General features: G+C 39.5%; 16 protein-coding genes. 6 read left to right on the plus strand and 10 right to left on the minus strand.

The window, feature by feature from the left end:
* Positions 1 to 299: 299 nt before the first annotated feature.
* A complete protein-coding gene (locus IGK86_RS13610; RefSeq protein WP_010776194.1) occupies positions 300 to 1,313 on the minus strand; it encodes an alpha/beta hydrolase in 1,014 nt (337 codons plus the stop codon).
* A gap of 165 nt (positions 1,314 to 1,478) precedes the next feature.
* Between IGK86_RS13610 and IGK86_RS13615 the strand changes: the two genes are divergently transcribed.
* Positions 1,479 to 2,024 (plus strand): cysteine hydrolase family protein, encoded by a 546-nt coding sequence (locus IGK86_RS13615; RefSeq protein WP_002389413.1) that lies wholly within the window; start codon positions 1,479 to 1,481, stop codon positions 2,022 to 2,024.
* Between the two features lie 213 nt (positions 2,025 to 2,237).
* On the opposite strand, the gene lrgB is transcribed toward IGK86_RS13615, so the two are convergent.
* The 8 genes from lrgB to IGK86_RS13655 all read right to left on the minus strand — a co-directional run bounded on the left by lrgB (position 2,238) and on the right by IGK86_RS13655 (position 9,040).
* Positions 2,238 to 2,921 carry an antiholin-like protein LrgB gene (gene lrgB, locus IGK86_RS13620; RefSeq protein WP_002354830.1) on the minus strand — a complete coding sequence of 228 codons (684 nt, stop codon included), beginning with the start codon at positions 2,919 to 2,921 and terminating at the stop codon, positions 2,238 to 2,240.
* The gene (gene lrgA, locus IGK86_RS13625) at positions 2,918 to 3,337 is read right to left on the minus strand and encodes an antiholin-like murein hydrolase modulator LrgA (protein WP_002354829.1); all 420 of its coding nucleotides are present in this window, start codon (positions 3,335 to 3,337) and stop codon (positions 2,918 to 2,920) included. The genes lrgB and lrgA overlap by 4 nt, the downstream gene beginning before the upstream one ends.
* 151 nt (positions 3,338 to 3,488) lie before the next feature.
* Positions 3,489 to 4,217 carry a LytR/AlgR family response regulator transcription factor gene (locus IGK86_RS13630; protein ID WP_002385157.1) on the minus strand — a complete coding sequence of 243 codons (729 nt, stop codon included), beginning with the start codon at positions 4,215 to 4,217 and terminating at the stop codon, positions 3,489 to 3,491.
* Positions 4,198 to 5,967: a sensor histidine kinase gene (locus IGK86_RS13635; RefSeq protein ID WP_010706971.1), complete on the minus strand. Its 1,770-nt coding sequence runs from the start codon at positions 5,965 to 5,967 to the stop codon at positions 4,198 to 4,200. Before IGK86_RS13635 ends, IGK86_RS13630 begins: the two co-directional genes overlap by 20 nt.
* 91 nt (positions 5,968 to 6,058) lie before the next feature.
* Positions 6,059 to 6,877 (minus strand): MetQ/NlpA family ABC transporter substrate-binding protein, encoded by an 819-nt coding sequence (locus IGK86_RS13640; protein WP_010776195.1) that lies wholly within the window; start codon positions 6,875 to 6,877, stop codon positions 6,059 to 6,061.
* A 12-nt stretch (positions 6,878 to 6,889) separates the two neighbouring features.
* A complete protein-coding gene (locus IGK86_RS13645; protein WP_002368484.1) occupies positions 6,890 to 7,561 on the minus strand; it encodes a methionine ABC transporter permease in 672 nt (223 codons plus the stop codon).
* Entirely contained in the window at positions 7,558 to 8,280 is a 723-nt protein-coding gene (locus tag IGK86_RS13650) for a methionine ABC transporter ATP-binding protein (RefSeq protein WP_002354824.1), read from the minus strand. Before IGK86_RS13650 ends, IGK86_RS13645 begins: the two co-directional genes overlap by 4 nt.
* A gap of 361 nt (positions 8,281 to 8,641) precedes the next feature.
* Positions 8,642 to 9,040: an OsmC family protein gene (locus IGK86_RS13655; RefSeq protein ID WP_002394733.1), complete on the minus strand. Its 399-nt coding sequence runs from the start codon at positions 9,038 to 9,040 to the stop codon at positions 8,642 to 8,644.
* Between the two features lie 200 nt (positions 9,041 to 9,240).
* Here IGK86_RS13655 and rpsN point away from each other — a divergent pair, with 200 nt between their 5' ends.
* The 5 genes from rpsN (at position 9,241) to IGK86_RS13680 (ending at position 12,471) form a co-directional block, all read left to right on the plus strand.
* Positions 9,241 to 9,510, plus strand: a complete 270-nt coding sequence (gene rpsN / locus IGK86_RS13660; RefSeq protein WP_010824039.1) for a 30S ribosomal protein S14 — start codon at positions 9,241 to 9,243, stop codon at positions 9,508 to 9,510.
* 110 nt (positions 9,511 to 9,620) lie between these two features.
* Positions 9,621 to 9,770: a 50S ribosomal protein L33 gene (rpmG, locus tag IGK86_RS13665; RefSeq protein WP_002354818.1), complete on the plus strand. Its 150-nt coding sequence runs from the start codon at positions 9,621 to 9,623 to the stop codon at positions 9,768 to 9,770.
* 15 nt (positions 9,771 to 9,785) lie between these two features.
* A complete protein-coding gene (locus IGK86_RS13670; RefSeq protein WP_156190008.1) occupies positions 9,786 to 10,748 on the plus strand; it encodes a CobW family GTP-binding protein in 963 nt (320 codons plus the stop codon).
* Between the two features lie 44 nt (positions 10,749 to 10,792).
* Positions 10,793 to 10,915, plus strand: a complete 123-nt coding sequence (locus tag IGK86_RS13675) for a putative metal homeostasis protein (protein WP_002383181.1) — start codon at positions 10,793 to 10,795, stop codon at positions 10,913 to 10,915.
* Between the two features lie 20 nt (positions 10,916 to 10,935).
* Positions 10,936 to 12,471 carry a zinc ABC transporter substrate-binding protein AdcA gene (locus tag IGK86_RS13680; RefSeq protein WP_002398929.1) on the plus strand — a complete coding sequence of 512 codons (1,536 nt, stop codon included), beginning with the start codon at positions 10,936 to 10,938 and terminating at the stop codon, positions 12,469 to 12,471.
* Between the two features lie 57 nt (positions 12,472 to 12,528).
* Here IGK86_RS13680 and IGK86_RS13685 read toward each other — a convergent pair whose 3' ends face one another.
* Entirely contained in the window at positions 12,529 to 13,503 is a 975-nt protein-coding gene (locus IGK86_RS13685; RefSeq protein WP_010713692.1) for a tRNA dihydrouridine synthase, read from the minus strand.
* Positions 13,504 to 13,530 lie beyond the last annotated feature (27 nt).

The raw sequence follows: 13,530 nt of genomic DNA on the forward strand, positions 1-13,530 counted from the left end.
TTTTTTTAAAGATATTTTCTTAATTTCAAAAAAAAAATTTATTTTTTAATTTTCTTTTTGTTAACTAAACGAATTTTTTGCTGTTTTTGTAAGATAAAAATGTTAATTTGTTCACAAAAATAACAAAAACGTTATTTTTAACATTAAAATTAACAAACGAGTTCGTAGTATAGCACGGATTTTTTCTCATGTAAACATCATTAAATAAACATTTTTGTTTAATTTATACATATTTCTCAGCTAAAAAAATGACAAAAATAAATAAACAGAGGCCTTAGAAATATTTCTAAGGCCTCTGTTTATTTATACGTATTCACAAACTGGACTGTTTCTTGGTAACATTGTTTAGCTTCTTTTGTTTGATAGTCGAATTGATATTCGTGGGTGATTGTTGCTTTCTTATCTTTGAAAAAGAGAGTTGAAACTGGAACATTTAAAGTTTTTAACCGCTGAACCAAGGCTAGTCCTTGATCTTGGAATGAAAAACTATTGCCATCTGTTAGATACGTCGGGGGAAATTCTTTGGTGACTTTATCCACTAAACTCACTTCTTGCAGTTCTGCACTCGTCTGCCAGTCTTTAGTGCCGAGCAAGGACCAAGCCACTGTTTTAACGAAAAATTTCATAAAACGATTATCACTTTGTTGGTTGGCCATTTGTTTCAAATCCACCGGACCACAATACGAGAGTGTGCCTTTTAAATGGCTAGCCGGCAACGCTGCAGTCATCCCTAGTTCTTTGGCATAGTTGGCATTGGTTTGAACTGTTGCATATTGTAGAGCAATCTGTGCACCCGCACTGTCCCCGCCAATAAAAAGCTTAGATAAATCTAACATGGGATATGCTTGTTTCTTTTCTAATAAAAATTGAACAAGTTCATTGACCTGCTGGAGCTGGCTTGGATAAGGTGCGTCTGGTGCTAATTCATAATTCATTGAAATAAAGGCAACTGAGGAATCAGCCACTAAACGTGTCGCAAATTCTTTCATCCCAGACTTATCTCCTCCCACATAGCCACCACCATGGACCCATAAAACGACTGGTACCGCTTGTTTTGACGTTTGGGGATAATACAAATCAAAGGTATTCTTTTTTCTTGAAGAAGGGTATGTTTGATTTTCTTGCAATTGAACATTGGGCAATGCTTTATCATAGGAAGCTGAATCTTTTATTTCAACTTCGCCTGCGAATAACTGGTTGATGACCCAAGCGCCTGGCTTAGGAGATAATTGAAAGGCGAGAAACACACCTAAGCAAATAACCACAATGATTCCTAACAACCAAAGGATAAAACGTACGATTTTTCTTTTCACTCTATTCACCTGCTTTAATTTGTAGCAAAATTATAGCATGTTTTTTAGCCAAAGCGTTTATTTTGAAACAGCTTTTTTAGAATTTGATGTACTTTTATCATTTGAAATGCCCTCTTAAAAGCTGTAAAATGAACAAAATGACTTTAACCTTTAGGAGGTTGCCAAATGAAAGCTCTGATTTCCATTGATTATACAAATGATTTTGTCGCCACAGACGGAAAACTAACCACTGGTGCCGCTGGACAAGCTATTGAAACGGCCCTTGTTCAACAAACAAAGCACTATTTTGACAATGGCGATTTTGTGGTTTTTGCCATTGATGGGCATGACCCCCTAGATCGCTATCATCCTGAAAATAAACTTTTCCCGCCCCACAATGTCTTAGGAACTGACGGGCGTAATCTGTTTGGCTCGCTAGCTGATTTTTATCAAGCTCACAAAAATGAGGCAACCGTTTATTGGATGGACAAACGGCACTATTCTGCTTTTAGTGGCACGGATTTGGACATTCGGTTACGAGAACGAGGAATTACAGAGCTTTGTTTAACTGGTGTTTGTACAGATATTTGCGTGTTGCATACGGCTGTTGATGCCTATAATTTAGGCTATCAATTAATGATTCCTGAACGCGCCGTTGCTAGTTTTGATGAACAAGGACACGAATGGGCGTTACGCCACTTTAAACAAACTTTAGGAGCAACCATTCTATAAAAAGACTGGTCAATCCTTCCATGCGCCCTATCTATACTCAAAAAATCCTGTAAACAACACAAAAGCCAACCTTACTATGGATAAGGTTGGCTTTTTTACACTCATTTTAACTCCGAGCCTGCGGATTAGTGATAACTAGCATTCACAGAATAAGCAGAGACTGCTAGCTGATAGAAATTAGCTACTCATAAAAAAGTGGGATTCCTCACTTTTTTATAGACCAATGACCGTTGCAAAGAAAGGAACTACTAAAACAGTAACTACGCCAACCACTACGACAGAAATACTAGCCATAGCAGCCTCTGTTTCACCCATTTCCATGCCAACTGCCACACCTAGGGCATGTCCGGCCGCACCTAAAGCTAAACCTTTGGCGATTGGATTGTTAATCTTAAACCATTTCAATGCAATTCGACCCAAGGCATAGGTTAGTACACCATTGAAGATTACGGTAAACGCCGTAATAGAAGCAATGCCGCCAACAGTTTGAGAAATAGGTACGGCAATCGCTGTTGTAGCAGCTTGTGGTAAGATTGAGGCCACTAAATGATTATCCATGCCAATCACTTTTCCTGCAAAATAAACAGCCACTAACGAACCAAAAGAACCAATTGTTAACGCCGTTAAAATTTCTAACCAATATTTTTTCAACACGTCTCTCTTTTTATATAAAGGAATCGCAAACGCTACTGTCGCAGGTTCTAGAAAGAAGCTGATATATTTGCCACCTTCATTGTATTGCTCGTAACTAATTCCTGTTACTTTTAAAACGACAACGCCTAAAATCATCGCAACGAATAATGGCGTAAATAAGAAGAAACCTTTGCTTTTTTTAAACAACCAAGTACCTATGCCAAATACAGCTAATGAAATAATAATGCCAACATACGGATTCATGCGCGAACCTCTCCTTTCGCTTTCTTCGTTGCTGCGGGTTCTTTTTCTTTTCGAGCATCTTTCATATGCAATAAAAAGGCGCCCGTCCAACCAGTCGTTGCTAGTAACGCTAATGTTGCTACTAAAATAACAAAAACAATTTGAACGCCAAATTGTTGCATAATCCCTAAAGAATTAACTAAGGAAATCCCTGAAGGAACAAATAAAAATGTAATAACCGTTGATAAGCTATTACCTAGCCCTTCCACTTGCTCCAATTTAACAACTTTTGTACATAAACCAATGAACAATAACACCATGCCAATTACTGAAGCAGGCATTGGTATTGGGGAAATGAACGCCAAGCCGTTGGCGATTAACATAATAATGGCAAAAACTGCTGCTTGTTGTAAAAATGAATATACTTTCTTTTCCATTCTTCTTCGCTCCCTTTTGTCTGTTTTCTATGGGTTAAGTATATAAAGAAAACGTTTTTTTAAGGGCTTTTTTTCATGAAATGCCAGAATTTCTTCACCAAATGCAAAAATCACCACTTGAAATGCATTCGACATTTCAAGTGGTGATTTTTTAACTTAAGCCAAGTTTTTCTTTAAATTCTTTGACATATGAACGGCTAACAGGTACTTTTGAGCCGTTGGTTAAAATTACTTGCAACGTGTTATTAAACCACGGCTGAATTTCTTGAATTTTTGTTCGATTCAAGATGAAACTTCGGTGCGTTTTAATAAAGAGCGTGGCAGGTAATTTTTGTTCGATACTGTTGAGGGTCCCTGTCATCTTATAAATTTGTTGATCCACAAAAATGCTCAGTTGCCGTTCTTCAACAGAAACGAGGTAAATATCTTCTGGCGCCACAAGATAAATGCGGTCTTCCCCTTGAATAGGTATTGCTTCAGATTTTGGTCCTTTTTCGGCAGTGTTTTCTGGGACAGCTTGAGCCATTTCTTTCGATGCTTTTTCAATGACTTGTGTTATTTTTTCTTCTTCAAAAGGTTTCAAAATATAATCTTTTGCATTCACTTGAAAGGCCTTTAACGCATATTGATCATAGGCGGTTGCAAAGACCAAGTAGGGCGCTTTTTTAAGATGGGTTAATTTTTCCGCTAAATCAAACCCGCTTTCATCGGTCAAATGAATATCTAAAAATAACAAATCTGGCTTTTGATCCATCATCTCTTCCATTGCCTCCGCCACAGAATCCGCTTCTGCAACGCTCGTCACTTGCGGATGTTGGGAAACAAGATAGCTCAATTCTTCTCGTGCTAAGGGCTCATCATCAACGATTAATACGTGCATCTAATTCCTCCTGTTCCATCGGGATTTCTAAATGAACATGGCTCCCGCCTGTCTCTAAATTTTCAATTAAAAAACAACCTTCTGATCCATAAAGGTTCGCCATTCTGCGGGACAAGTTTTCCAGTGCCGTGCCGGTGCCTTTTTCCGAAGTCACTGTCGTCTTTCCTAATAGCAAGCGGCGTTCTTCGGGAATCCCTTGCCCATTGTCATACACATCCACATGTAATTTATGTTGTTTTGCTTTGACCACTACCCGAACTTGATTGTTCTCCTTCCGGCTGCCAAATGCATGCTTGATGGTATTTTCCACTAACACCTGAATCGCATACGGCGGTACTTTTTCTGAAGCAACCGCTTCTTCCACGTCAAATGTTACTTGATAACGATTCGGAAACCGTGCTTGTTCTAATGACAAATAGGCTTTTACTTGTTCTAGTTCTTGTGAAACTGGGATCGTAGTTTGCACGGCTCCCTGTAAGTTGCCTCGAAAGTATTTACTTAATTGGAGCAATAGTTTCCGCGCTTTTTCACTGTCTTTCCGCATTAATGCGGAAATAGTATTGATGGCATTAAAGAAGAAATGTGGGTTCACTTGCGCTTGCAAGGATTTAATTTCAGCTTCTTTAAGTAATTTTGATTGTACTTCCGCTTCACCTAATTCAATTTGTGAAGAAAAAATTGTCCCAAGACCTTCTGCTAACTGCTCCTCGACATGCGTTAACTGCGCTGGATCCGTAAAATACATTTTTAAGGTGCCAACAATTTGCTGATGGGAAAATAATGGAATCACAATCGCCGCTTGCAACGGACAATTAGGGTCCGAACAACCAACTTCTTCTTTGGCATGTGCGATGGTCATTCGGCCCGTCCGTAACACTTCCCGAGAAAGCTCTGTAATGACTTCTAGCTCTGGAATATGATGGTCGCTTCCTGCGCCAACATGAGCTAAAATTTGATGACTGTTTGTCATGCTAATCGCACTGACTTTTGTATAATGCTTAATAATCTCCGCAACTTTTTTGCTGGAATTTTTATTGAGTCCTTCTCGAAAATATGGCAGTGTTTCCGCTGCTAATTCCAAAACATCGTGCGTCTGAACCGCTTTGGCCTGCTCTTCTTGTTTCAATGTCGTCGTTAGAATCGACATAAAAATGAACGTTCCTACGCTATTTAACAAAATCATCGGCAGCGCAATAAAACGAACCAACGTGGCTCCATCCGATAGATCACCGCTGAAAAAGAAAATAAACATCATCTGAATCATTTCCATACACGCTCCGACAATGGCAGAAAAGCCGGCAGACGGAAAAACGGTTTGCTTTGCCATGCGGCTCCCTAAAAAACCAGCAATTAAGCCAACAATTAAAGAAGCAGGCACATAAAAGAAACTATGCCCCCCGCCTTGAATAACCCGATGAAAGCCAGCAATTAAACCAACCGTACTGCCGACAATCGGACCACCCACTAATCCAGAAACGCCAATTACTAACGTACGCGTATTCGCAATGGAAGCATTGCTGCTTAAATAGGTTAGTAAATTATTGGGAACAATCTGATTCTTAGCGATTTCGATACCTGTAAAATTAGAAATAATAGCAAATAAACCAAAAATCAAAATCAACTGAACTTTTGAAGACATTTTTTCACGACTTAATAAAACACGCTTAAAATAAGGCACATTCACTAAAAGAAAGGCCAGTAAAATAATTAAGCCCACCCGTTCCATCATTAAAATAAATAATTCGACCACACCGGCACCTCCTTCCTATTAACTATACTATAAATCAAAGAAAAGAAAAAAATGAAGCTTCTCAAAAAAGAGGCTTCATTTTTTCTATTCATTAAAACGCAGGAATATTAGCGCCTTTAGAATTTTTCTTGATGTATTCAGCAACTTCTTTTGTTGTCATCGCTTCTTTTAAAACCTTGATTTTTTCGCTATCTTTTTCGCCTTTACGTGTCACAACTTGCAATGCGTAATGTTTACTTGCTTCTTCATCTTCTAACAAAATCGCATCTTTCGTTGTTAAACCAGCAGGTTCTAAGTAGGCTGGGTAGCAGAACACCATAGCGATGTCTTTTTCATCATAGGCTTTAGCTAAATTCAGTAAATCAATGCTTTCAAAAGTGATGTTTTTAGGATTTTCCACGACATCTTCCACCGTGCCGTTAAAGCCGACACCTTCTTTTAATTTAATCACGCCGTTTGCATTTAAAATTGCTAAAGCACGACCTTCATTGGTTGGATCGCTAGGAATCCCCACTTTGGCATTTTCAGGTAAATCTTTCGCATCTTGATATTCTTTTGAATAGAAACCACCAGCAAAATAATAAATCGGTTGCACAGCCACTAAATCAGCTTTTTTCTCTTTGTTAAACATTTCCATGAAAGGTTGATGTTGCGCAAAATTAGCATCCGCTTCGTCATGTTGCACGGCATCGTTGTAGGCAACATTGTCGCTCACTTCCATAATGTTAATTTTGTACCCTTTTTTCTCAGCTTCTTTCTTGGCAATCTCCAAGATATCTTTTGAAGATTCCAATTGCACGGCAACGGTAATCTCCTTATCTTCTTTCTGGTCTGCTTGTTTATTTCCCCCACAGGCAGCTAAAATGACTGTTGCAATAACAGCGAATGTTGCTAAATAAAACTTCTTCATTCTTTTGTCCTCCTACTTTCTTTTGTCTAGTTTTTGGGCAATGAAGTTCCCAAGCATTTGTAAAATGAAGACCAGTGCAATCATAATCACAATGGCAACATACATAATACCGTATTCATACCGTTGATACCCGACACGAACTGCAAAATCGCCAATCCCGCCGCCACCAACAACACCCATCACCGTGGAATATGAAACCATACTCACTGTCGTGGTTGTGTAAGCAAGAACCAATCCGCTACGTGCTTCCACCAATAAAAAGTGCCAAATGTATTGGACTTTCGAGGTACCTAACGAATTAGCTAAAAAATAAATTTCTTCTGGAACATCCAACAGCACTTGTTCAACCAAGCGAGCAAAAATCGCGATCGCAACAATACTCAATGGCACAGATGAAGGAATTGGGCCAAATGCCTTTCCTAAAACAGAACGAGTGACTGGAATCAACGCAATCACAAATAATAAATAAGGAAACGAGCGAATAACAGTTACAATGAAATTTAAAACCCAATACAGCCAAGGTTGATGCCCTTTGACTTTCGGATTAGCCAAAAATAGTCCTAATCCTAAAGGCAAGCCGACAAGCAAACAGATAGCCATCGAAATCGACATCATAATCCCTGTTTCTTTTAAACCAACCAGCATAGATGGCCAATATTCGGCAAAGGTTTCTGAAAAAGTCATGGACGCAAACTCCTTTCCACTTTTTCTAAATAGGAAAGCGGTTCTTCCTCATATTGCTGAGGATTATTCAGAAATTCGCCAATTAACTGACCTTTTTCCATCACTAAGATACGATTACATAAGCGCTTCACGGTTTCTAATTCGTGACTAACAAAGAAAATAGTCGGTCGGAATTCCTGATGCGTCTTATGTAATAGTCGAACGACACTTTCTGTATTTTCTTCATCTAATGAACTCGTTGCCTCGTCACATAATAACCATTTTGGATTACGGCTCAACGCTCGAGCAATAGAGACACGCTGTTTTTCCCCACCAGAAAGCTGAGCAGGATACGCTTCTGCCTTATGGGCCATATCAACAAACGTTAATAAACGCTCAATTTTTTCAGGCTGTTTCTCTTTTAAAAGTTTCAAAGGCAACGCAACATTATCATAAATTTTCAAATTTTCTAACAAATTGTAATGCTGAAACACCATCCCCATTTGTTGTTGCTGCTGGCGAACTTCTTTTTTAGAGAAGGTTTGAACATTTCTACCATCAATACGAATCTCCCCTTCACTCGGTTGTTCCATTAAATTCAACAAACGTAACAACGTGGACTTGCCAGAGCCACTTTTCCCAACAATCCCAACGATTTCTCCTGGTTGGACAGAAAAGTGAATATTTTTTAACGCGTGTGTCTCTTGATAGACTTTCGACACATTCACTAACTCAATCATGATTACCTCCTAAAGGCCGACAAACAAACTATAACAACTAAAAAAACTGTATAACAATTAAAGTAATTCTGTGAAACGATTTAAAAAAACTATTACGAATTAAAAAATAACACACGTTTCGCAAAACAGCGTTATACCAGAGATGTAACTACTTACATCATCTACTAAAACAGAAAAAAAAGCAACCTTTTTATTTGTGAAAAAAACACTATCTGTTTTTTGTCTGTATTATTTTGTACAAATGAATTAAAAATTTCCTGTTTCTACAGCTATTTCCCTACGCTCCTCTAAAAAAAGACATTCTCAGAAACGAGGCATCCAAAAAGGGAAAAGCGCTCGTAACGATAATGTCTCTAATGGTTTACTTTTTAAATACAACTGTTTCTTCGACAGTAATTCTTTCAGCTAATGATTGAATCACTGGACAGTTTGGGGAGACAAGCTTCAAACACCGTGTCGCCCGTGCTTGAAAGGCTTCTGGAACAGACACATAAAAGAGAATCGTCACCTGTTTTAATGGTTGTGCGCGTCTCTCTACTTCTCTTGAATACGTGACTTCTATTTTTTCAAACTCAAAGGGAATGTGCGAATTTTCCAAAACGGATTGATACACGTACCCCCCACAAGCGCCAATTGCCGAAACGAGCATTTGAACTGGCGAATATCCCTCTTCTTTTGCTAACACCCAGCGCGCTGTTTTCGTTTGTAATTCAAATTTTTCCACACCACGAATAATCGTCAAACGTTCTACCATTGCCATCTTCACTCCTTTTTACTCTTTCTTAAAAGATACTACAAAACAGCGCTAAAACAAACATTTCTAACTTCTCAACTTAGCAAGTCCTAAAAAAAACGAAATTCTCACTTGACAAACAACGCAACACCTGATAATATACTTCCGTTCAAATCGTAACCATTACGATTTAGATTTTATAAATCCAAAAAGAAAGGAAGTGCCTTATGGCTAAAAAATCAAAAATTGCTAAAGTAAAAAAACAACAAGCAATGATTGCAAAATATGCACCTATTCGCCAAGCCTTAAAAGAAGCTGGCGATTATGAAGGTCTTAGCAAATTGCCAAAAGATGCTCATCCAAGTCGCTTAAAACTCCGCGATCAAACAGATGGGCGCCCACGTGGCTACATGCGTAAATTTGGCATGTCTCGGATTCGTTTCCGTGAATTGGCTCACCAAGGCTTGATTCCTGGCGTCAAAAAAGCAAGCTGGTAACTCATTATTTCGATAAAGACAACTAGCGAGGACAGTCGCATTTGGGCTGACCTCGCAGCCCCCTTTATCTTTTATACGCAATTAAAAAAATCAAATTGGAGGACGGCACTATGCGCCAAACCATTACGTTAGCTTGCGCTGAAACTGGCGAGCGCCTTTACTTAACAAGTAAAAACAAACGAAATACACCAGAAAAATTACAGCTGAAAAAATATTCACCAAAATTACGGCGCCGTGCACTTTTCACTGAAGTCAAATAACAGGAGGGAAACTTGATGGGCATTCCAATCACCATTGTTTCTGGCTTTTTAGGCGCAGGAAAAACAACCTTAATTAACCATGCGCTTGCGCAGTCACCGTTTCCTAAAGAAGAAATTATTATTATTGAAAATGAATTTGGTCAAACAGGCGTTGACCACGCATTACTTTTACAAACCACGGAACGAATTATTCAATTAAATAATGGTTGCATGTGTTGCAGCTTACGAGGAGATCTTCTTGCCTCTTTATCAGCAATCTTAGAAGTGTACCAAGAAGAACAACAACCCATTGCCCAAGTCATTTTAGAAACAACGGGCATTGCTGATCCGCAACCAATCATTCAAACAATTTTAACGACCCCGCACATCAAAAATCATTTCTATATAGACAGTCTCTTAACGGTCGTTGATGGGCATCATTGGCAACAGCAACTTCAAGAAGCCGAAGCCATCAAACAACTGGCCTTAGCAGATCGCCTCTTTTTTTCTGTCAAGGAACCAGCAGACAGCACTCAGCTACCAACGTTCCAAGAAACCCTTCGTACCATTAATCCTTTTGCTGATATTTTATCCTTTCAAGCCAACGAGCCTCTTTTGGCTAGTGACTTTTTTCAATTAAATAAGTTTACGGCAACACTTACAGAACACGAAATGACTCATTCCCCGCATGAGCACGCCCACGAGCATCATCACCATACCTTTCACTCCCTCACGCTAACGGCGTCCTCAGCCCTCAACGAACCTCTTTTCACTCGTTGGCTTGATTGGTTAATGTATACACATCAGGAAAAGTTATACCGTTTCAAAGGGATTCTCGCCTTACAGGAGCATGACTTGGCCATTGCCATGCAAGGCGTCAACCAGCAAGTGGCCTTTCAAATGACGAATCAACCCCCTCAAGAAACGACAATTGTTCTGATTGGCAAAGAATTAGAGACAAAAAAATTCAAGAAACCTTTCAAACCCTCAACAAAATAGCTACTCCGTAAATTATTTTTTACGAAATGGAGGTCCTATATATAATGGAAAAAACTGACTTATCTAGCGCTTATCGTCGACTGAAAAGTCCCAACATCAAAACACGAAAACGCGCACTTAAAATCATTAAAGAACATAAGCGCAATAAACAAAAGAAAATTGCGTAATTCACTAAAGGAGCACACCTATGAAAAAATTTACTCTTCCCCTGTTAGCCGCCTTATCGCTAATCCTTTTCGGCGCTTGCGGCAAAACAAACACCTCTGATAAAACCGCTGACGGTAAAGAAAAACTATCCATTGTCACGACTTTTTATCCTATGTACGATTTCACTAAAAATATTGTAGGCGATGAAGGAGACGTCAAATTGTTAATCCCTGCTGGTTCTGAACCTCACGATTATGAACCATCCGCCAAAGATATGGCTACCATCCATGATGCGGATGTTTTCGTTTACCACAATGAAAATATGGAATCTTGGGTACCAAAAGCTGCTAAAGGCTGGAAAAAAGGAGCCCCGAACGTCATTAAAGGTACCGAAAACATGGTCTTACTTCCCGGCAGTGACGAAGACGGACACGACCATGACCACGAACATGGCGAAGAAGGCCACCACCATGAATTAGACCCGCATACTTGGGTTTCGCCTCATCGTGCCATCCAAGAAGTCACAAACATCAAAGAACAATTAGTCAAACTTTACCCTAAAAAAGCCAAAACATTTGAAACAAACGCAGAAAAATACTTAACAAAATTAACAGCCTTAGACAAAGAGTTCCAAACAGCTTTGAAAGACGCTAAGCAAAAAAGTTTTGTTACCCAACATGCTGCATTTGGTTATCTTGCCTTAGATTACGGCTTAAAACAAGTGCCAATAGCTGGTTTAACACCTGAACAAGAGCCAACCGCAGGGCGCTTGGCAGAGTTGAAAAAATATGTCACAGACAATCAAATTCGCTATATTTATTTTGAAAAAAATGCCAACGATAAAATTGCTAAAACGTTAGCTGACGAAGCAAATGTTCAATTGGAAGTCCTAAACCCGCTAGAAAGTTTGACACAAAAACAAATGGACAATGGCGAAGATTATCTTTCTGTAATGAAAGAAAACTTAACTGCTTTGAAAAAAACAACAGATACAGCCGGGAAAGAGGTTCAGCCAGAAACCTCTGAAAAAACAGAAAAAACCGTGGCTAACGGCTATTTCAAAGACAGTGAGGTGGCTGAGAGAACACTGACAGATTACGCTGGAAATTGGCAATCCGTCTATCCTTTATTAAAAGATGGCACATTAGACCAAGTCTTCGATTACAAAGCGAAACTGAAAAAAGATAAAACACCAGCCGAATACAAAACCTACTATGATGCCGGCTATCAAACCGATGTCGACCACATCAACATCACTGATTCCACCATTGAATTTCTGGTCAATGGCAAACCACAAAAATTCACCTATAAAGCAGCCGGTTATAAAATTTTAAACTATGCAAAAGGCAACCGTGGCGTCCGGTTCCTTTTTGAAACAGACGATGCCAATGCTGGGCGGTTTAAATACGTCCAATTTAGCGACCACAACATCGCACCAACGAAAGCCGCTCATTTCCACATCTTCTTCGGCGGCGATAGCCAAGAAAGTCTGTTCAATGAAATGGACAACTGGCCAACGTATTATCCAAACGACTTAAGCAAACAAGAAATTGCCCAAGAAATGATTGCGCATTAAGCATTCAAAAGAGAGGAGGTAGCATTAGCTAAAATGCTGCCTCCTCTCTTTTTTTATTTAGTCAAGCACACCATGTTCTGCTTCAAACGTCGCTAACAACTGGCGCACTTCATCCGTTGATTTTGTATTCATTAATTGTGCTCTTAAATCACTGGCACCTGGAAAGCCTTTAACATAAATTTTAAAGAAGCGATGCAGCCCAACAATGGAGCGAGGCACCAATTCTGCATATTTGTCTTGCAAATCCAATTGTAAACGTAGCAAGCCCAGTAATTCTTGTGGCGTATGTGTTTTGGGTTCTTTTTCAAAGGCATAAGGATTTTTAAAAATCCCCCGACCAATCATGATGCCATCTACACCATATTGTTCTGCTAATTCTAGGCCCTTTTGACGATCTGGAATGTCCCCATTAATCGTAATTGTCGTTTGCGGTGCGACACGGTCCCGAATAGCCATAATTTGCGGAATGACCTCCCAATGGGCATCCACTTTGCTCATCTCTTTTCGTGTTCGCAAATGAATGGATAGATTCGCAATGTCTTGCTCTAATAAATGCGTGATCCACGCCTCCATTTCCGCCATTTCAGTAAACCCAATGCGTGTTTTGACACTAACAGGTAAGCCACCTGCTTTGGCGGCGTCAATCAATTCAGCCGCAACTTCTGGGCGCAAAATCAGCCCGCTGCCTTTTCCACGCTCAGCCACGTTAGGCACAGGACAGCCCATATTTATATCTAATCCTTGAAAGCCCATCTCCGCTATGCCGATACTCATTTCACGGAAAAATTCCGGTTTATCTCCCCAAATATGTGCCACCATCGGCTGTTCATCTTCTGTAAAAACGAGGCGCCCGCGCACACTGTCTTTCCCTTCAGGATGACAATAACTATCTGAATTAGTAAACTCTGTAAAAAACACATCTGGTGCCCCAGCTTCTTTCACGACATGACGAAAGACCACATCAGTGACATCTTCCATTGGTGCTAAAACAAAAAAGGGCTTTGGCAATGTTGCCCAAAAATTCTTGCTCATCTTCATATACTCCGTTTCTGATTTTTT

The sequence above is a fragment of the Enterococcus sp. DIV1206 genome (assembly GCF_051712485.1).
GTDB classification, from domain to species: domain Bacteria; phylum Bacillota; class Bacilli; order Lactobacillales; family Enterococcaceae; genus Enterococcus; species Enterococcus faecalis.

Coding starts and splice junctions, on each gene's coding strand:
- IGK86_RS13615 (WP_002389413.1), top strand. CDS start 1,479: ATGAAAGCTCTGATTTCCATTGATTATACAAATGATTTTGTCGCCACA.
- lrgB (WP_002354830.1), bottom strand. CDS start 2,921: ATGAATCCGTATGTTGGCATTATTATTTCATTAGCTGTATTTGGCATA.
- lrgA (WP_002354829.1), bottom strand. CDS start 3,337: ATGGAAAAGAAAGTATATTCATTTTTACAACAAGCAGCAGTTTTTGCC.
- IGK86_RS13630 (WP_002385157.1), bottom strand. CDS start 4,217: ATGCACGTATTAATCGTTGATGATGAGCCCTTAGCACGAGAAGAATTG.
- IGK86_RS13640 (WP_010776195.1), bottom strand. CDS start 6,877: ATGAAGAAGTTTTATTTAGCAACATTCGCTGTTATTGCAACAGTCATT.
- IGK86_RS13645 (WP_002368484.1), bottom strand. CDS start 7,561: ATGACTTTTTCAGAAACCTTTGCCGAATATTGGCCATCTATGCTGGTT.
- IGK86_RS13650 (WP_002354824.1), bottom strand. CDS start 8,280: ATGATTGAGTTAGTGAATGTGTCGAAAGTCTATCAAGAGACACACGCG.
- IGK86_RS13655 (WP_002394733.1), bottom strand. CDS start 9,040: ATGGCAATGGTAGAACGTTTGACGATTATTCGTGGTGTGGAAAAATTT.
- rpsN (WP_010824039.1), top strand. CDS start 9,241: ATGGCTAAAAAATCAAAAATTGCTAAAGTAAAAAAACAACAAGCAATG.
- rpmG (WP_002354818.1), top strand. CDS start 9,621: ATGCGCCAAACCATTACGTTAGCTTGCGCTGAAACTGGCGAGCGCCTT.
- IGK86_RS13670 (WP_156190008.1), top strand. CDS start 9,786: ATGGGCATTCCAATCACCATTGTTTCTGGCTTTTTAGGCGCAGGAAAA.
- IGK86_RS13675 (WP_002383181.1), top strand. CDS start 10,793: ATGGAAAAAACTGACTTATCTAGCGCTTATCGTCGACTGAAAAGTCCC.
- IGK86_RS13680 (WP_002398929.1), top strand. CDS start 10,936: ATGAAAAAATTTACTCTTCCCCTGTTAGCCGCCTTATCGCTAATCCTT.
- IGK86_RS13685 (WP_010713692.1), bottom strand. CDS start 13,503: ATGAGCAAGAATTTTTGGGCAACATTGCCAAAGCCCTTTTTTGTTTTA.